The sequence below is a fragment of the Marinicauda pacifica genome (genome assembly GCF_004793635.1).
In the GTDB taxonomy this organism is placed as follows: Bacteria; Pseudomonadota; Alphaproteobacteria; order Caulobacterales; family Maricaulaceae; genus Marinicauda; species Marinicauda pacifica.
Genome location: NZ_SRXV01000003.1, coordinates 117411 through 137014, shown reverse-complemented (window position 1 = coordinate 137014; position 19604 = coordinate 117411). Strand labels below are relative to the sequence as shown.

Sequence of the window (19604 nt, the reverse complement as noted above, 5' to 3'; positions counted from 1 at the left end):
ATCTAGAATTCCAGCGAGATTTGCGAGTATTCGGGGTGACAGAACGTCTCTTCAAGCGCTTCGTCGAGCGGGGTCGCGCGCACGCCGAAAATTTCCGGCCAGTCGATGACCTCGAACACATCCGGGGTGACCAGCGCCTTGAGCTGATGGGTGGTGAAGGGCGGATTGCGATCAAACACCGCGTAGGTCCGCAACATGACATCGAAGGCCCAGTACGGGATCTTGACGATCGGCGTCTTCGCGCCCGTCACTGACCGGATGCGCGCGATCAGATCGATATAGTCGATCCGCTCACGGCCCGAGATGTTGTAGCACCCCTCGATTTCCTGGCGCAGGCATGCCGCGATGATGGCGGAAAAGTCGCCGCCATACAGCGGCTGGCGCAGATAACGGCCATCGCCGGGGATCGGGAATACGGGCGCGCGCTCCATGAAGCGCTTCAGCCAGCCGAGATGCTTGCGGTCGAACCAGCCGAACATCAAGGTCGGGCGCAGGGTGACATGCGTGAATCCGGACTGCTCGACGATCTCTTCCTGGCGGGTCTTGGAGCGCGTGTAGAAGTCGTCGGCCATGGAATTGACCACGGATGACGAGACATGGACCAGATAGCGCGTGCGTCCGCGCTTCATCGCGTCCAGGCAGAGCTCGGTGGCGGTCAGGTTGTTGCGGACGAATTCGCTCTCGTCCAGGCCGCCGATCTGGGCATGTAGGAAGATCGCATGCTCGCATTCGCCGAGGCGGGCCTGCCACGGGCCTTCCTCGGCAAGATCGGCCTCGATGACCTCTACCTCAGGATGCAGCTCCCGCAGCACTTTGAGATTTTCCGTGTGCTTGTCGGCCGCGACGATCTGGTAGGCGTCGTCATTTTTCAACGACGCGATCAGGTTCTGGCCGACAAGGCCTGCAGCCCCGGTGATGAAGACGCGTTCCACGGACTATCCCCTGACATAGGTCTGGCAAAGCGGGTTCTCGGCAACGAGCTGCCACGACCCAGCGAATAACGGTGTCGCCGTGTACTCGTCCAGCTTTGACTTTTGCGATTCACACAGCACCAGCGCAACCGGCTCGAGACCCTGCTCCAGCGCGTAGGTGATGGTGAGGTCGCCCGCGTGGGTGCCCATCACGGCGCGGCGGTCCATGAAGTATTGCAGGGCCGGGCTCCAGGTCAGGCCGAACGCGTGGACGATATCGTCCGGTTCGGTGTGCGCCCGCACCGCTTCTGCCGCCCCCATAAGGCCCGCGCGATATTCCGTCGGCGGGTCGAGGAAAAATGTCTTCATCGTGATGGCAGAGCTGCCGGCAAAGGCCAGCGCGAAGACGGCAAACAGGACGCCATGGCGGCGCCGGCCGACCGGCAGGCCGGCGCGCCGCGCCAGGCGCGCGACCAGGGCGATGAGCCGTTCCAGTCCCAGCGCGATGAAGGCGGCTCCGAAAGGCAGCACGGCAACCCAGTAGTAGTTATGAACCATGTAAAGATTGGCGAAAATGAGTGGCCCGCTTAAGAATCCGAGGCCGAGCCCGCCGGCGCGCAGCCAGTAGCGCGGCCCCGCGGCAAGCAGGCCCATGGCGGCCAGGGCGAGAAGAACCGGTCCCAGAACTCCAAGTGCCTCGACGAGCACGGGGGGCTGGCCGGCATAGAAATCGTGAACAATCGGACGCAGGCTCTCCAGCCTCGACCCGCCGAAATTCCATTGCGACAGATTGGCCGACGTCAGCCAGCCCGTTAGCACGGACTGCGTTTTCACGCGGTCGGCAAAATCGACATAGGCGTAGCCGATCAGCAGGGCTGGGCCGAGCAGGAATACGCCGGCCAGGACGCGCTGGAAGAAGTGCTCCGCCAGTCCCTTGATGGCACTGCGCCGAAACGCAAAACCGAACCAGGCCACGCGCAGGAATTCGATGGAGAACAACGCGAAGACGAAGAGAAGGTAAAGCCCGAACGTCGTGGATTTGGCGAGCGCCGCGCAGATGGCTGCCAGGGTGCCTCCGGCGAGGGCCCAGACGCGGTCGCGGTAGAGATATTCGCAGGCGCAGACCGTCATCACGAGGGAAGCTGCCAGCGCAAAGGTCTCGATCATCACCGCGTTCGACCAGTAGATCATCATCGGCGAGAGCCCGAAGACGAGCGAGATGGTGACGATCTGAAGCCGCGTGGCGCTCAGAAGGTAGGCCAGCCGGGCCAGCGCCGCGACGCAGAGCGCTCCGCTCACCGCCGCGACCATTCGCCCGCCATGGCGCGCTTCAAGCTCGAGCAGGCCGGCGATCTTGGCAGATATGATCTGATAGAGGGGAAACTCGAACGGCACCGTCCACGGCGGACCCAGGACCGGGATGCGATAGGCCAGCCACGGGCCGTCGCGCATCAGCTCGCGGATCGCGGTTGCCGTCTGCGCCTGCCGGAAGAGGTGGTGATCGAGCAGCTCCCAATCGAAGGTTGCTGCCAGGAGCCCGGCATAGAGCGCGAAGGAGAGGCAGATGATGAAAGCAGGCGTAAGCACGCCCGCATGCACCGTCCTGAGAGGGCTTCGCTGGCGCTCGCGGCGGTTCGACATGAGGCTTGTCCGTCCCCTGCGCGCGCTTTGTCGGCGGATCGCGCTCGCTATCACCCTCTCGTGAAGGGCGTAATTGCCTGAGTGCCGGTTTCTGATAAAGCTGTTTTTTTACACTCGCAAGCAATCCAGGCCGGGGAGGGCATAACGTGGCAGACGCGAACAGCAACGAGTCGTGGCAAAACCCTCTGCCCGGCGTGCCCGATGTGGAATCGCCGTTCTTTGATCGTCTCTTCAACCAGAAGCAGGCCAAACCCGGCTGGTACGAGGCGGCGGTCAGTCTCCGCGACAAAGGCTATGCGATCATCGATTTCCCCGATGAGGATTTCGACGCGCTCGCCGACGAGATCAAATCGGACCTTGAGCCGCGCTACGATTTCGACGGCTGGCGACGCGAGGGACGCGACCGGGGCGCGAGCCTGCGCATTCAGGACGCCTGGAAGGACAATCCTGCCGTGCGTCGGGTGGCGGGCAGCCGGGCCATTCTCGAATTGCTGGAATATCTCTACGGTCGACCGGCCTGGCCTTTCCAGACGCTGAATTTTCCTGTTGGCACCCAGCAGCACTTCCACACCGACGCGGTTCACTTCTCCTCGATCCCCGAGCGTTTCATGTGCGGAGTCTGGGTCGCGCTGGAAGACATCGATTCTGAAAACGGTCCGCTGGTCTATTATCCCGGCAGTCACAAGCTGCCCATCTTCACCAACGAGCATATCGGCCATTTCGCCGACGACTGGCTGGCCACCGGGCAGCAGACCTACGAGCCGATGTGGCGCGAGCTGGTCGAGGCCCAGGGGCTGGAGCGCGAACAATTTCACGCGAGGAAAGGCCAGGCGCTGATCTGGGCGTCAAACCTGCTGCATGGCGGGGAACGACATCTCGATCTGGACCGCACCCGCTGGTCTCAGGTCTCGCACTATTATTTTGACGACTGCCTCTACTATACGCCGCTCAATTCCGATCCCGGATACGGACGCATGTACCTGCGCGACATGACCAACATCATGACCGGCGCGCAGATACCCAATCGCTATCTGGGCAACGACGTGCCGAAGGATTTCATCCACCGGATGCGCCACGGGGTGACGATTCATCGTGATGTTCCCGACGATTTTAATTCCGAGCTCTATCTGGAGTTGCATCCCGATGTCGCCGAGGCCGGTGTGGATGCCGGGGAGCATTACCTGACTTACGGCCAGTTCGAACGCCGCCCCTACAAGCGGTAGCGGTCATGGCGTTTTTCTTCCTTCTGCTGTTTGCGCTGTTCTCCGGGGCCTGCCTGGCTTTGTCCATTCTGGTTCCGGCCGGGTTGCTTGCACGCCGGGGCGAGAACGAGATCGTGTCGCTGGGAGGCGGGCTGGTTGCCAGCGCCGTGGCAGCCTGGATCTGTGTTCTTGCCTTCACCGTCGCGCCGGTCATCGGACATGTCGTACGGCTTGCGATCTGGGTCCTGATCGCGGCCGGAGCTCTATCGCTCGTCCGCCCGCCATTGAACCGCGCCGTTGCCGCCATCGGGTGGGACGGGCTGACCTGGCCCGTCCTCGTATCTTTTGCGTTCGGATTCCTGCTTCTTGTCGCCGGATTTGCGGGCGCCGATTTGACCGATCCGTTCGCCGTAGCCGCGAACCGGTTCAGCCACCCGCTGCCGAACGACAACTTTCTCCCCTACCAGTTTGCGCAATTTCTGCTGAGCGGGACGGTCCCTTCTCCGATGAATGGTGACTGGCTTAGTTCGGATCGTCCTCCCTTGCAGACGGGCTTCACCCTGCTGTGGACGCCTCCGCTCATGTCCGCAGACATGGCGGCCTACTACTATCAGGGGCTGGCGACGCTCCTGCAGATGTATGCGCTGATCGGGGTCTACCTGCTGACGCGGGCGCTGTCGGGAAGCTGGAAGGTGGCCGCCCTGACAGGCGTGGTTGCGGCAGCCAGCCCGCTGGTGATCGTCCACGCAGTGTTTGTCTGGCCCAAGCTGGTGCCAGCCGGACTGTTATGCGTGACCGCCGCACTCTTCTTCACTGGCGAATTCGACGTTCAGCGCCGGCGCGGTCTCGTCGGAGCGATCGCAGGTCTTGCCGCTGCACTGGCCCTGGGTGCCCATGGCGCGACGGCGTTTGTCCTTGTCGCGTTTGCCGCAGCTGCGCTTCTGCTCCACCGTCTCCCGCATTGGCGTTTCAGCGTTGCCGGGCTGGGTGTGTTCGCTGTGTGCTATCTGCCGTGGACGTTCTACCAGCGCTTTGTCGATCCGCCCGGGACCCGGCTGGTGAAATGGCACCTGGCCGGACGCGGCGAGCCGGACGGGACCAGCATCTCTGACGCGATGAGAGCCTCGCTTGGCGAGGTCAGCGTCCTGGACTGGATCTACGTGCGGTGGCTGAATGTCAAAGCGATCGTCGCGCAGCCGGTCGGTCATCTCCTGGACAAGCTCGGCCTGGCCTTTGCCGACGATCCGGTGAGCTTTGCCGCTCATCTTCGCGCGCTCGATTTCTTTACCGTTTCCTACAGCCTTGGGGTGCTGGCGCCGATGGTCCCGCTCGGCCTGGCCGGGCTGGCCATTGCGCGCCTGCGCGCCTTGACGGCAGCTACCTTCCTGGCGTTGCTGATCTGGGCCGGTCTGATGTTCGAGCCGGGCAACGCGATACCCCACCAGGGCAGCCTGTTTCCGCAACTGGCGGTCTTCGCGGTCTCGATGGTGATCGCGGCCCGGATCAGCCGCATTCTTGCGTTGATCGTGGCGGCCTCGCAGATCGTGCTCGCCCTTCTGGTCTATTTCATCTTCAATGCCGGACTGACAGGGTGAGCCGTCTGATCTGAAGCGAACCGGCATTTCGAGTCGAGACGAGGCAAGGCAGCATTGACCCAATCAGCGTTTATCGTTCTCGGAATGCACCGGTCCGGCACATCGGCGCTGACCCGGAGTCTGGAAGCGTTCGGACTTGAACAGGCGAACGATCTGCTGGAGGCCAACGAATTCAACCGGCAGGGCTATTTCGAAGCGCGGCCGGTCGTCGAGCTCAACGACGAGCTGCTTGAGAGGCAGGCCCGGCACTGGGCCGATCCGAAGCCATTCGACCTTCCCGGCATAGCCACGGTATCGGACTGGGCCGGTCAGGCGGCGAAAGTCCTGCGCACGCTCTTTGCGCTGAAGCGGTCGCCGCTGGTCAAGGATCCGCGCATTTCGCGCACGCTTCCGGTCTGGACCGAGGCGTTCGCAACGCTGGGCCATACTGGCAAGCTTGTGATCTTGTGCCGCAACCCGCTGAGCGTGGCGGCTTCCCTCTATCGCCGTGATGGAATGGGCTTCGCCCACGCGCTCGATCTGTGGTTTGCCTACATGATGGAGGCCGTGCGCCTCAGTCGCGGGCATGACCGCGCGCTGGTCCATTACGAAACTCTGGTCGCAGACCCTCAAGGCGCGCTCGAACGGCTGGGTAGCGCCCTCGGGCTGGCGATTGACGGCAAGGCGGGCGACGCCGCGGGTGCGATCGTGTCGGCCGATCAGCACCACCGGTCCGACGCGGACCGGCTTTTCGATCACCCCACGGCCGGCGATCACATCAAGCGGCTCTATGCGGTCTTGTCCGAGGATGGGCTCGGCGACGAGGCCGCGATCGAAACGCTCTGGCAGGACTGGCTCGATCTCTGGGAGCATCGCGGGACGGATCGTTCTGCTGGATCCGATCTGCATCTCTCATTGCCCGATCACCACGCCAGCGAAGCTAGGAGCTCAATGGCGCGCGGTGACGTCGCCGGCGCGGTTGCCGCGTGCCGCCGGGCCCTGGAAGGCGGCGAGCACCTGGCGCGTATTCAGCTCCTGGCCGGCCAGACATTTGCTGGCGCCGGCCTCGTGGATGAAGCCGAGCTGGCGTGGGATGCCGCCCGGCGCCAGTCGACATGAGCTTGCTCGCGGCGCGATCATTCTGCCACTGGTCTAACGGCGCGCGGCGCGCTAAGCAGCCGGGTCCGCCGGTCGGGCTATCGGCGGCCGTGCCAATCGACGGTCGATCGACCCGGTGAACCAGCCGCATCCCGCCACTGCATCCGATCAGGGTTTGCCATGAATGATCGCTATCTTCTTCGTTTTGCAGGTGTGCTTCTGGCCGCGCTCGCGGCACTCACGCTGATCCTGACCTGGCGTGCGGTGCTGTCAGCCTACTCTCCGCTGCCATTCTGGGATCAGTGGGAAGAGGTGGTGACAAGCCAGTATCTGGCTCATCTGTTCAGTGCGCACAACGAACACCGCATTGCCATTCCACGCTTGTTCTTTGCGATCGATTCCAGTGTTTTCGGAGGCCGGAACCTGTTTCTTCTGGCGGCCATCCAGCTGATCCAGGCCCTTCATGCGGCTGCCCTGGTCTGGGTCGCGCGCCGCGCCGGGGTCCGCGGTCCCGCATTGGCGCTGATCGGGGCGCTGGTCGTCGCGCTGCTTTTTTCCGGTGCGCAGATCGAGAATTTCTACTGGGGCTTCCAGGTTCAGTTCGTGCTGGTCTATCTGCTGGCCACGATCACCTTCATTCTTGCCCTCTTGGGCAAAGCGACGCTCTGGCGCGATGCCGGGGCCGTGGCGTGCGGGATCGCCGCCGCGCTCTGCCTGTCCGCCGGGATTCTGGTGCTGCCGGCCTGCGCGGTCTTTCTTGTGCTGATGCGGGCTCCGGTCCGCCGGATCGTGATCTATGCCGCCACCGGGATTCTGATCTGGGTTGCCTACTTCCAGGGCGGGATTCTCAGCTCGGCCGGATCCGAGCCCGTGGCCACGCTCTCGGCACCGCTCAACATCCTTTACTACGCCTTTGTCTTCCTGGGCGGACCGCTGCGCCATCTCGCGTCCTCGGGCCCGGTTACCGCGCTGCTGCCCGTACTCGAGACGGAGGTGCGCGCTGCCGCGCTGACGGGGCTGGCCGGTTTGTCGCTGGCGCTGCTTGCCGGCCTGATCGTGCTGGTGCGCAACGGACCGCGAGCGCGGTTCGTTCTGCTGGCCATTTGCGGTCTGGTCGTCGTCGTGGCGGTGATGACCGGCGCCGGACGCTGGGAGCTGGGCGCCGAGCAGGCCCTGTCGTCGCGCTACGCTACGCCCGTCTTCCTGTTCTGGGCGTCGCTCGGCGCCCTGTACTGGTCGCTCTCCAGGCAATTGCCCCGCGCGATATGGCGCACGACCGCTCAAAGCGTGCTGACGCTGACCTTTTTCATCGTCGTCATTCTGGCGTTGACTCATCGTGGAGGCTGGACCGACCTTGCCCGGGCACAGGGTGATCGGCTGGAGCGGGCCGAGTCGGCAGTGCTGACCGGTGTTCGGGAGGACGAGATCCTGGCCGGGATCTATCCTTCGCCACAGAAGGTGATGGAGCAGGCTGCGGTGCTGCGCGAGGCCGGTAATTCGGTGTTTGCCAGCGGTCGCGATGACTGGATCGGGCAGACGCTGGATTCGATCGCGGACCGGGTCGACCCGTCGCAATGCCTTGGCGTCATCGACGAGCGCCGCACGGTCGGCGCCGGCCAGGAGGGAGAAGGAGTGCGCGCGACCGGCTGGGTGTTTGCCACGCAGCCCCAGAGGCCGGTCAACGAAATCCTGCTTGTCTCTGGGAGCGGCGAGGTTCGCGGCTACGGTCAGCGGCTCATCGACCGGCCCGATGTGATGGCCGCCGAGCCCGTTGTCACCGACAGTCGCTCGGGCTGGCTCGGCCATACCCGGAGTGCGGAGGGCGAGACGATCGTCGCGTACGCCATTCTGGACGAAGCCGGCGGCCGTCTGGCCGTCTGTGAATTCGCCCGGCGATGAGCCAGATCCTGCAGTCTGACGGCGAGGGCACCGACCCGGCCGTCACGGTCATCATCGTGGCCTACAATGCCGGTCGCTTCCTGCAGCCATGTGTGGACGCGCTTGCGCGCCAGGACTTTACCCGGTTTGACGCGGTCATCGTGGACAACAGCTCGTCCGACGAGGCGGTCGAGACGCTGCGCCTGCCCGATGCGCGGTTCCGGATTGACCGCGCGGGCGAGAATCTGGGCTTTGCCGCAGGCAATAACCGGGTCGCGATGGCAGCTGGAACGCCCTGGATTGCGACCCTCAACCCGGACACCGAGCCCGATCCGGACTGGCTGTCCGCGTTGATGGGCGCCACGGTGCGCTGGGATGGCGTCGCCGGCTTCGGCTCGACGCAGGTCAAGCTGGACGACCCGGACATCCTCGACGGCGTAGGCGATGTCTGGCACGCCGCGGGGCTGGGCTGGAGGGCGCTGGAAGGCCGGCCGGTCACCGATGCGCCCGGGGAGGGGGAGTCCTTCGCAGTCTGCGCGGCCGGCGCGCTGTACGCGACAGAGGCCTTCCAGGCCATTGGCGGTTTTGACGAACGCTTCTTCTGCTATTGCGAGGATCTGGACCTCGCCTACCGCCTGCGGTCACGCGGCTGGAGTCTGGTGCAGGTGCCTGATGCAATCCTGCGCCACGCCGGATCGGGGACGACCGGTCGCCACTCCACCTTCACGGTCTTCCACGGGCACCGCAACCGAATCTGGACCTTTGTGAAGAACACGCCGGGCTGGCTGTTCTGGCTGATGTTGCCCGCGCACATCGCGGTCAATCTGCGCATGCTTCTACGCACGCCGACGCCGGATTATCGCCGCGACCTGATCGCGGCCTACAAGGCGGCGTGGACGGGCCTCGGTCCGGTCTGGCAGGACAGGCGCATCGAGCAGAGACAGCGCACCACGCCAACCGGTGTGCTTGCGCGCATGATGGCATGGCGCCCGCGTCTGATCACGGAGCGTGGCGTGGTGACCGGACGCGATGGAAAGCGTCGCAAGATGGGTGCAAGACGGGTTGTCTAGGCGCGGCGCGCGTGCTTCATGCAATTTCCCGGGGGTTTGAAGGGTCGGCATATGACAACGCTGAGCGAACGCAAGGCCTTAAGGACGAGCGACACGAAGTCGGGTAGCACCGGCCACGCCGAGCAGCGCTCCGTGGAGCTGATGCGCGAGCGGTATAACCGGCTTGAGGCGCGCTATCGCGACAGTGCCGCAGTGATCGAATTGCTGATGGCCGAACGCGACGAAGCCGAGCGGCGCGCGACCGAGTACGCGACCGCCCTGCGCGCGAGGGACAAGACGCTTGTCTGGCGCGTCGGCGGGCTGTTTCGCCGTTTCGGGCGCCGCTTCCCGTCTCTGGCCGGTCGGGTCCACAACCAGTTGCGCAAGGTGATTGCGCTGCTTCGCGGCCGGTACACGGCCTACAAGGAAAGCATCAAGGCCGAGCAGGGTCTGATCGACGAGGACCGCGCTGTCATTACCGCCAGCGGGTTGTTCGAGGCGGAATGGTATCTTGCCGCCAATGGCGACCTGGCCGGGCATTGCACGGTCGAGACCGCGATCGACCATTATCTGCGCTATGGCTCTGCCGAAGGACGCCGGCCCAATCCCGATTTTGATCCGCTCTGGTATTCGGCTGCCTATCCCGAGGTTGCCGCGATGCGCCGCGATCCGCTGGCTCACTACATCCTGCGCGGCGCGCCGCTCGGCCATAAACCCAACCCGGCATTCGATGCCGGCTGGTATGTTCAGAATTACGCGGTGGACACGTCCGAGTATGCGACGCCGCTGCGCCATTACCGCATCCATTCCGCTTCGCCGGATATCGCGACCGAACCTGCTCAGCTTGCCCTGAAGCGGATCGGGGATTTGTGATGATGCGACGCGACGCTCTTGTGCGCCGTGCCGATGGCATCTGGTATCGAGGGCATGTGCCGATCCGGGTCGAGTTGCCGGGCGAGCTGGCGCGGCAGGCCCGGCTCGGCGATGTAGAAGTACATCTGTCGATCTGCGCGCCCGGCCACGACCGCGAGCTGGTTCCCGTGGTCGAATTCGATTTTGGCCGGCAAGACGCGCCTTCGCTGCGCTTCGGCGTCAATCCGGCGGTTTTCGGCGAGGGCCTGCGCCTCGTCCTGCCGCGTGGCACCCGCACGCTGTTCGTCAGGCCCCATATCGGCGCGTTTTTCGCGCGTGATCTCTCCATCAGCGTTCAGCCGGCAGCTCTTGGCTGCGACGGGCGATCAGTCTGCGCCTTTCACGCACGCCCCGGCCGCGCGGAAGGGCGCTCCGATCTTGTCGCCGCGTCCGAGAACGACATTGCCGCTCACGGCATGACGTTCGACCCCAATGGCGCCTTCCGCACCCTCAACCACGATCCCCATGCCTATTTCGCGCTGCCGCGGCCGCTCCAGCCGGGCTGGTGGCGGATCAGCGTCAGCATGGAGTCTGACCGGCCGGTCTCGCCCAGGGTTTATTTGCCGCGTGCGGGGGCCTGGACGGAAGAAGAGAGCGCTACCCTGTTTCCGGCAGGTGGGGGGCATTACTGCGGTTATGTCCACCTCGTCGATGAGGTCGAAAGCGTGCGCTTCGATCCGTGCGACCTGTCCGGGGTGAGCGGTGCGCTTGGCATGGTCCGGCTCGAACCCTGCCATAATCCGGGACTCGATCTCCTGCGGCCCCGCGTCTTACGCGCCACGCGCGAGCAACGACAGGCGAGGCGGCTCTGGAGAGCGCTGCGAGCGGGTCAGACGATGGAGCGACATTTCGCGCTGCCCGTTTCGATGCCGGCGAGTACAGAGCCGGTCCTGTCGCTTCATAAGACCGGCGCAGAATACGAGCGTTGGATCGAGCGGTTCGACGTTCATCCCACACGCAAGGAGTATGGCGAGGCGATCGGCCGGCTCGGCGAGCTGCCGCTGATCTCGATCGTGATGCCCGCCTACAAGACCCCGATCGATCTATTGGACCAGGCGATCGAGTCCGTCCGCTCCCAGTTCTATACCAACTGGCAGCTCTGCATTGCCGAGGATGCCTCGGGGGATGCCGCGCTGCGCCGCCGGCTTGAGCTTTGGCAGCAGCGAGATTCTCGCATCCAGGTGGTTTTCCGCGAGCAAAACGGGGGCATATCGGCCGCGACGCAGAGCGCGTTCGAGCTGGCCGATGGCGAGTGGATTGCACTGCTCGATCACGACGACGTGCTTCGCCCCCAGGCTCTGGCCGAAATTGTTCTTGCCATCGGACGCTCGCCGGGTGCCGAGCTGATCTACAGCGATGAGGACAAGATCGACATCCAGGGGCGGCGCTACGACCCGTTCTTCAAGCCCGATTTTTCCTACCACCTGCTGCTCAGCCAGAATTACTTCAACCACCTGACTGTCCATCGCGCGGACAATATCCGCGCCGTGGGTGGCTGGCGCAGCGCCTTCGACGGCAGCCAGGACTATGATCTCAACCTGCGCATCGTCGACCATGTCGACGGCCGGAACATCGTTCACCTGCCCAAGATCCTCTACCACTGGCGCTCCATCCCGGGCAGCGCCGCGGCAGGAGCGGGTGAGAAGTCCTATACGTTCGAGGCGGGCCGCCGCGCGCTGCTGGAGCATCTCGACCGGCGCGACGATCAGGGCACGATCGGCCAGGCGGGGCAGTCGCCCTATTACCGGGTGCGCTTTGATCTGCCGGCGCCGGCTCCGCGGGTCAGCCTGATCATCCCGACGCGGGACCGGGCCGATCTCGTCCAGCTTTCGGTAGGATCGATCCTGGAGAAGACCGACTATCCCGACTACGAGATCCTTCTGGTCGACAACCAGTCGAGCGATCCCAAGGCGCTGCGTCTGTTCAAGGAACTGGAACAGGACGACCGCGTGCGCGTGCTGCGCTACGACCGGCCGTTCAATTATTCGGCGATCAACAACTTCGCGGCGCGCGAGGCGACGGGCTCGATCCTGGGGCTGGTCAACAACGATATCGAGATCATCCACGATGACTGGCTGTCGGAAATGGCCAGCCTGGCTGCGCGCCCGATGGTGGGGTGTGTCGGCGCGAAGCTCTATTTTCCCGACGAGCGCATCCAGCATGGCGGGGTGGTCTTGGGCATTGGCGACGTTGCCGGGCATTCGCACAAATATCTTCCGCGCGACACGTTCGGCTATTTCGGCCGCATGACCGTCACTCACGAAGTCTCGGCCGTGACGGCCGCCTGCCTGCTGGTGCGACGCGCGGTCTTCGAAGAGGTCGGGGGGCTGAACGAGACCGAACTTCGCGTCGCGTTCAACGATGTCGATTTCTGCCTCCGCGTGCGCGAGGCTGGCTACAGCAATCTGTTCACGCCCTTCGCCGAACTCTACCACCATGAATCGGTCAGCCGCGGGCAGGAAGACTCCCCGGAGAAGCGCGCCCGCTTCCAGACCGAAGCCGAGTACATGATGAAGCGCTGGCAGACGAACACGAAGCCGGACGCTTTCTACTCCATTCACCTGTCCCGGACGCACGAGGATTTCCGTCTTCGCGAGGAGCGGGCATGAGCAAGTTCAACCGTGTATCGATTTCTTGCCTCAAGACAGTGAGCCCCGTAGAGAGTCGTCGCGGGCTGCGCGACGCCGCGGGGGCGGAATTATACGGGACGGTGCGATGACCGGTCTTCAAACCATTGCCGGCGGCATGCGCCGGTGGCGTTTCTGGACCTTTCTGGCCTGGCAGGACATCAAGCAGCGCTATCGCGGGTCGGTGATCGGTCCGTTCTGGACGGTAGGCCACCTGGCACTCACCATTGCCGGCATCGGGTTTCTCTATTCGGGCCTGATGAATATCTCGCAGGACGGTTATTTTCCCTTCCTGGCGGCCGGTCTCCTGTTCTGGTTCCTGATCTCCAGCACCGTGGTGGATGCCACGAACGCGTTTCCGCAAGCCGGCTCGATCCTGCGTCAATCCTCGGTGCCGCCGATCATCTTTCCGTTGCGGATCGTGGTCCGCAATCTGATCGTGTTCGGACACAACATGTTCGTCTTCGTCGTGGTCGCGGTGATTTTCGGCACGACGCCCGATCCCTTGCCGTTGCTGTTCACCTTCCCGCTCTTGCTGGTCAATCTGGCCTGGCTCTCGATCCTGGTCGCGCTGATGTCGGCGCGTTATCGCGATCTGGGCCAGCTCATCTCCCAGCTGATGGGCTTCTTCCTGTTCGTCACGCCCATCTTCTGGGTGCCGAGCGCGGTCTCGGGTTTCCGCTCGGCCTATGTGCTCTACAATCCTTTCGCGCACTTTCTGGAGATCGTGCGCGCCCCGCTTATGGGTGAGGCGCCGGCCGGGATCAGTATCGCGGTGTGCAGTGCACTTGCCGTAATCGGGTGGGCGGTTGCCGTCTTCGCCCTCATCCGCCATCAGCGCAAAGTGGTGTTCTGGATATGATTTCGCCTGACTCCAAGACCGCGGACGCCTCGTCAGACGCTGTCGTGCGGGTGCGAAACCTCACGGTGGAACTGCCCATCTATTCGGCCGAAAGCCGCAGTTTCAAGCAGTCCCTGCTCTCTACCGAGATTGGCGGCCGCCTCCTGTCCATGCGCCACGGACCGCTGCGCGTCCGCGCCCTGACGCAGCTTGATCTGGACCTGCGTCCGGGGGAGCGCCTGGGCGTGATGGGCCATAATGGTGCCGGCAAGACGACCCTGCTTCGCGCGCTGGCCGGGGTTTACCCGCCGACGCAAGGCAGCGTCGAGGTCGATGGCGATGTCGCGACCATGTTCGACATCGGTCTGGGCATGGATATCGAGGCCAATGGCCGGGAGAATATCTTCCTGCTGGGTTATTCGCGCGGGCTGGACCCGGCGCACATCCGCTCGAAGATCGACGAGATCGCCACCTTCAGCGGGTTGGGCCCGTATCTGGAACTGCCCGTGAAGACCTATTCTTCCGGTATGGCGAGCCGGCTCGCGTTTGCGGTGGCGACCAGCTTCCAGCCCGATATCCTGTTGATGGACGAATGGATCTCGACCGGCGACCAGGACTTCATGAAGAAAGCCGAGGCGCGTCTGTTCGAACTGCTGGAGCAATCGCGGGTCATGGTCTTCGCCTCTCACAGCGCGGAACTCATAGAGCGGACCTGCACCCGATTCATGATCCTGTCCCACGGCCAGATCGCGCTTCAAGGGCCGGTCTCGGAGTTGCAGGATGCGATCCAGCGCACTCGGGCCACCCTGGAGCAGAGCGGCGAGGCGGCCCAGTAGACGCAGCAAATCAACCCCGCGTCTTGGCCGGGACGTCCGGAGGAAGCGCGGAATACTTTGCCTGGCGCCATGCGGCAGGCTACGACGCAGGACCGGCGGCAGACGCGCGAAAGGCGAGGGTTATCTGATGAGTGATGGCGAACCCAAATCTGCGATGAAAACGCCGGAGACGGACGTGTCCGGCGTCGCCGGGTCGGTGGACCGGGTCGTAGACGGAAAGCTTCTCGGATGGGCCCACCGGGGCGGGCGCGCCGTGCGTCTGGACATCTTCGTCGACGACGAGTTCGTCTCGACCGTCCAGTCCAACCTGCCGCGCGCCGACCTCGTTGCCCAGAAGATCGGCGCGCGAGCCTTCGAGTGCGCGCTGCCCGACGCGCTGATGGACGGCGCGCCGCATGAAGTGGTCGTGACGCTGGCCGACGGTGTCGATCCGGTCCTGGGCACGCCGCGCCAGATCGTTTTCGATATTCCTGCCGGGCCGGGGGCAGCGGCGCTTGCCCATGCCGCCGACGGACACCCGATCAAGGGCCACCCGCTTTCGCTCTATATCGACAAATCCTGGTACAAGAAGGCCTATCCGGAGATTGCTGCGGCCGGACAGGATCCGGTTGCGCACTATCTGGCGAGAGGCTGGAAAGAAGGGCGCGAGCCGAACGCCTATTTCGATGCTGAGTATTACCGGGCCGAGGCCGGTCTGGCCAAGGACGAATTTGCCCTGGCTCACTACGCCTCCCAGGGGTGGAAGACAGGACTTTCGCCCTCTGCGCGCTTCGATGCGCTGGCTTATCTTAGAGCCTATCCCGATGTCGCCGCGCAGCGTGAACTGGAGCCACTCGCCCACTTCCTGGCCAGTGGCCGCAAGGAGTTGCGCAAGGCGCTGCCTGTGGCTTCGGCGACCGGCGTGGCGCAGACCGGCAAGCAATTCTCCACCCCGGCGGAGTTCTTCAACAATGCCCAGCTCGAGGCTCTGACATCGGACGATGCCCTGGGGCTGACGCGGACGGCGCATTTCTATCGCGGCGGTTACGACCCGTCCTGTCTCGACATTCACTGGATCATTCCAGATTTCACGCCGGGCGCCGGCGGGCACATGTCGATCTTCAAGACGATCAACTGGCTGGAGTTTCTCGGGCACCGCAACACGATCTGGATCAATTATCCGTCCCAGCGGCCGGATGCGGAAGATGCGCGCAACGACATCATCCGTTACTTCCAGCCGCTCAAAGCCCAGGTGCGCCTGCTCGAGCCGATGAGTTCGATCGAGGCGGACGTGCTGGTGCTCACCGACGTGTCCACGGTCTGGTCGGGGCTCAAACACGCGCAAGCCGGCGCGATGCTGTATTTCGTGCAGGATTACGAGCCGATGTTCTTCCCGGCCGGGTCGCAGCACATCCTGGCCGAAGAGACCTACAAGCAGGGCATTCCGTGCTTCTGTTGCAGCCCGTGGCTTGCGTCAAAGATGAAGGCGTTCGGCAATCGGGTGGAGAGCTTCAGCTTCCCGATCGACGGCGCGATGTACTATCCGGCGAGCGACGCGCCTGGTTTCGAGCGCAAGCGCCGCGCCCTGCGCGCCTCCCCGCTGGCCGGTGAAGACACGGTTCACATCGCCTTCTACGGGCGCCATTTCACCAGCCGCCGGGCAGTCGAGCTGGCCGTGATGGGCCTGTACGAGCTGCACAAGACCAAGCCGGACATCCTGGTCCACGTCTTCGGCCAGGACTGGGATCCTGAAAAGCCCTGGCCCTTCCCGGTCAAGCTGCACGGCGTGATGGCCGAAGCCGATCTGGCCGACCTTTACCGCGCCTGCGACATCGGTCTCGCCCTGTCGGCGACCAATTACAACATCGCCAGCATCGGCATGATGGGCTGCCGCCTGCCGGTCGTCGACATCTCCAACGAAAGCACGCGGGCGACCTTCAAGGAGGGCACGATCTTCCTGGCCGAGCCGCGCCCGCAGGAGATCGCCAAGACGCTGGCGCGCGTCATCGACGACCCGAAGGAGCGCAAGACGCGCGCCGACCTCGCCTTCGACTGGGTGACCGGCCATACGTATGAGGACATTGCCGCCAGCTTTGCCGATTTCATGCGCGCCGAGCTGGAGCGCAACGACGCGTTGAGCGCGCGGCCGGGCTCGGTGAAGCCGGCCCGCGATTCGAAGACGCCCTTCGCGACCGTCTGCATTCCGACCTACAATCCGGGCGAGGCGATTCGCGGTCTCTTGAAGACGCTGCAGACCCAGCGCGCGCCCTGGCCGTTCGAGATCCTGGTGATCGACAGCGCCTCGACCGATGGCAGCGTGGAGATCTACAAGGATTTCCCGGAGGTGCGCGTCATCGGCATCGACCAGCGCGAATTCTCCCATGGGGGGACGCGCAACCGGGCGATGGCGGCGGCGAAGGGCGAGTATGTCGCCTTCCTCACCCAGGACGCGATCCCCGACAGCGAGTACTGGCTCTACCATCTCGCCGGCACGCTCGACGCGGTCGACGGCGCCGCGCTCGCCTTCGGGCGCCATTTCGCCCACACCGGGGCCGACCCGTTCACCGCGCGCGATCTCGACGCCCATTTCGACACGCTGGCCGCCCTGCCGCCCATCCTCGACGCGGACACCAAGCCCAAGAAATTCCGCGCCCGCGACGAATCCTGGCTTGGCCTGTTGCGCTTCAATTCCGACAACAATGCCTGCTACTCGCGCAAGGTGTGGCAGCGTCTGCGCTTCCGTGACATCGATTACGGCGAGGACCAGGCCTATGCCTGGGACGCCATCCTGGCTGGCTACCGCAAGGTCTATGTCGACCGCGCCGCCGTGCGCCACTCCCACGACTACACCGCACGTGAGGTCGAGGAGCGCGCCCGCACCGAGATGCGCTATTTCAAGCAGCTCTTCGGCGTCGACCTCTCGATTCAGAGCCAGGCCGATTACGCCGCCCGCCTGTCGATGATGAACGGCGCCGACATCGCCTTTGCCATCGAGGCGGGCCTCGACGAGGCCGCGCTCGACCGTCGGCTGGCACAGAACGCAGCCCGCCTGCAAGGCTTCAACGAGGCGCAGCTCCCGCTCGCCCCCGTTTTCACTTACCAACGCGGCCGATAGCTGCTAAACATCTCGGGCAGTTTGCAAACACCGCCCTGCACGCGGACTGCACCCGAACTGTGTCACTGGTGATCGTGTTCATCGGGCGTCAAGATTCGGGGTGCTAATCACAAGACCGTTGCGCGTTAACAACACAAGGGCTTTCGGGCCGGGGTGTGGGTGACTAAAATGACGTCTCTTCGGGGAAATTGTTATTGACTTCACACCCGGCACTGCCCTTAGATGACGCCCGTTCGGCGCCTTTCTTCAATGAGGGGGGCGTGACGGTGCCTCTGCAGGGCACTTGGATCGATCGAGGAACCCCATGGCGCTGAACAGCCATGGCTTAAACCTAATGGGGGATTACCCAATGAAATTGTCTCACCTTCTTACCGGCGCGGCTCTTGTCGCACTCACTGCCGGTGCTGCCGTCGCTCAGGTGCCGTCGGCTCAGCAACCTGGCCTGACTGTCGAATCGGCCCTGAACGCAACCGATTTCGGTCCGGCTCAGATCTTCGCTTCGGAAACCGACCTCTCCGCAGCTCGGCCCGATGGTCGTATCCTGTTCCAGTTCGATGCAACCGAACTCGGTGCCGGTGGCACGCCGCTCTTTGACTCGCTGTCGGCTGCCGAAAAGGTCTCCATCAAGCTCACGCTGACCGGCGGTCTGCATTTCGATACCCAGGTTCAGGATACGGATTTCGCCAGCCCGGGTGGTGCCGCGTGTACGATGGTCGTGTCCGCTGGCGGTGCCATTGGATCGCAATCGGTCACGTTCGAGACGACCGGCGGCAACAGCAATTGCGATGACAACGCCAACGAAATCCAGTTCGACGTCGACCTGGAAGCCCGCGGCGCTGGCAACGCTTCGGTCGAAGTGCGCGATGGCAACAACGCCGTAATCTACACCGAAACCTACCGCTCTGCTCCGACCCAGGCGGGCGGCGTCGATCTCGTTCGTGTGGCCAGCGGTGTGCTGGTCAGTGTATCGGCTGATACCGTGGTCACGGAAGCTGAAGGCACCGCTGGCGGTGCAGGTATTCGTTTCGACGCGCTTGACATTGATGCAGTCGGCCCGCCCGTCAAAGACGCGGTCCTCGGGTCCATCGCATTCTCGAACGCCGGCGGTGTGCTGTCCGGTGTGAATCCCGCCGCCCTGAACGAGACGTTCGACCTTGGTACGCACGCGTCCAATGCCAGCTTCACTGTCACCCTGCCGAGCGCTTCGAGCTTCACGGGTATCCAGTTTGAAGGCTCTGACTCTGGCGCGACGCCGACAGTGAACTTCACGTCGAGCAATCCGAACAGTGCCACCGCGACCATCAGCGGCACGGCGCTTACGCTGGCCGACATTGCGAATGGTGACAATGTGGAGTTTGCGCTCGTCGAAGACGGCGGTGATCTCGGAACTCCGATCTCGTTCCAGACGCCGACTGTCTCCGCAACCTTCACCGGCGTGACCAACGTGAATCTTGCCGGCGAAGCGGTCAACGGTGCGGCCCTGCAGACGATCGCCCTCGAAGGCGTCTCTCAGGCTGACTCCGATGGCAATGCATTCCGTTGGGTTGGTGACGGCGGCGGCACGGACAGCATCTTCCGCTGCTACATCAACGGTACGTCGGCTCGTGTGTTCGCATCGCTCACCAACGCTGTGAATGGTGCCAACGGCACTTACGATCTCGGCGTCATTGGGGCTCCGGCCGGAGAGCTTATCGTGACCAGCGATATGATCTCGGCGGTCTCTGGCGCATTCTCCCGCGCCGATGTGACCCTGTCGGTTGCCGACCCGCGCGCCTTCGGCGGCAATGGTTGCGACCGTATGCTCCTCTCGGGCGCCGGTACGCTGTCCGATTTCGGTGCTGACTACGACGGCTAATTCAGATTTCTTATCTGGATGGGGAAAGGGCGGCTTCGGCCGCCCTTTTCTTTTTGTCTGATGCTCTGCCGTGGCCCGATGAGTGA

13 protein-coding genes are annotated in these 19604 nt (G+C 63.9%); 11 read left to right on the top strand and 2 right to left on the bottom strand.

Features of this window, described 5'->3' with window-relative positions; translation table 11 throughout:
• Positions 1-2: 2 nt before the first annotated feature.
• Positions 3-932 carry an NAD-dependent epimerase/dehydratase family protein gene (locus E5162_RS10645; RefSeq protein ID WP_135945248.1) on the bottom strand — a complete coding sequence of 310 codons (930 nt, stop codon included), beginning with the start codon at positions 930-932 and terminating at the stop codon, positions 3-5.
• Positions 933-935: 3 nt separating this feature from the next.
• Positions 936-2498, bottom strand: coding sequence for a hypothetical protein (locus E5162_RS10640; RefSeq protein ID WP_135945247.1), 1563 nt, complete (start codon positions 2496-2498; stop codon positions 936-938).
• A gap of 200 nt (positions 2499-2698) precedes the next feature.
• Here E5162_RS10640 and E5162_RS10635 point away from each other — a divergent pair, with 200 nt between their 5' ends.
• The 11 genes from E5162_RS10635 (at position 2699) to E5162_RS10585 (ending at position 19518) form a co-directional block, all read left to right on the top strand.
• Entirely contained in the window at positions 2699-3775 is a 1077-nt protein-coding gene (locus E5162_RS10635; RefSeq protein ID WP_135945246.1) for a phytanoyl-CoA dioxygenase family protein, read from the top strand.
• A 5-nt stretch (positions 3776-3780) separates the two neighbouring features.
• On the top strand, positions 3781-5349 hold the full coding sequence (locus tag E5162_RS10630) for a hypothetical protein (protein ID WP_135945245.1): 1569 nt from the start codon (positions 3781-3783) through the stop codon (positions 5347-5349).
• Between the two features lie 54 nt (positions 5350-5403).
• The gene (locus E5162_RS10625) at positions 5404-6447 is read left to right on the top strand and encodes a sulfotransferase family protein (protein ID WP_135945244.1); all 1044 of its coding nucleotides are present in this window, start codon (positions 5404-5406) and stop codon (positions 6445-6447) included.
• Positions 6448-6606: 159 nt separating this feature from the next.
• A complete protein-coding gene (locus tag E5162_RS10620) occupies positions 6607-8325 on the top strand; it encodes a hypothetical protein (protein ID WP_135945243.1) in 1719 nt (572 codons plus the stop codon).
• Entirely contained in the window at positions 8322-9374 is a 1053-nt protein-coding gene (locus E5162_RS10615; protein ID WP_135945242.1) for a glycosyltransferase family 2 protein, read from the top strand. Before E5162_RS10620 ends, E5162_RS10615 begins: the two co-directional genes overlap by 4 nt.
• 51 nt (positions 9375-9425) lie before the next feature.
• On the top strand, positions 9426-10226 hold the full coding sequence (locus E5162_RS10610; RefSeq protein WP_135945241.1) for a hypothetical protein: 801 nt from the start codon (positions 9426-9428) through the stop codon (positions 10224-10226).
• Entirely contained in the window at positions 10226-12874 is a 2649-nt protein-coding gene (locus E5162_RS10605; protein WP_135945240.1) for a glycosyltransferase family 2 protein, read from the top strand. The genes E5162_RS10610 and E5162_RS10605 overlap by 1 nt, the downstream gene beginning before the upstream one ends.
• Before the next feature lie 106 nt (positions 12875-12980).
• Positions 12981-13754 (top strand): ABC transporter permease, encoded by a 774-nt coding sequence (locus E5162_RS10600; RefSeq protein WP_135945239.1) that lies wholly within the window; start codon positions 12981-12983, stop codon positions 13752-13754.
• Complete coding sequence (locus E5162_RS10595; protein ID WP_135945238.1) at positions 13751-14569, top strand: ABC transporter ATP-binding protein; 819 nt, start codon at positions 13751-13753, stop codon at positions 14567-14569. The genes E5162_RS10600 and E5162_RS10595 overlap by 4 nt, the downstream gene beginning before the upstream one ends.
• A 127-nt stretch (positions 14570-14696) precedes the next feature.
• Complete coding sequence (locus E5162_RS10590; protein WP_158291283.1) at positions 14697-17663, top strand: rhamnosyltransferase WsaF family glycosyltransferase; 2967 nt, start codon at positions 14697-14699, stop codon at positions 17661-17663.
• Between the two features lie 304 nt (positions 17664-17967).
• The gene (locus tag E5162_RS10585) at positions 17968-19518 is read left to right on the top strand and encodes a hypothetical protein (RefSeq protein WP_135945236.1); all 1551 of its coding nucleotides are present in this window, start codon (positions 17968-17970) and stop codon (positions 19516-19518) included.
• Positions 19519-19604 lie beyond the last annotated feature (86 nt).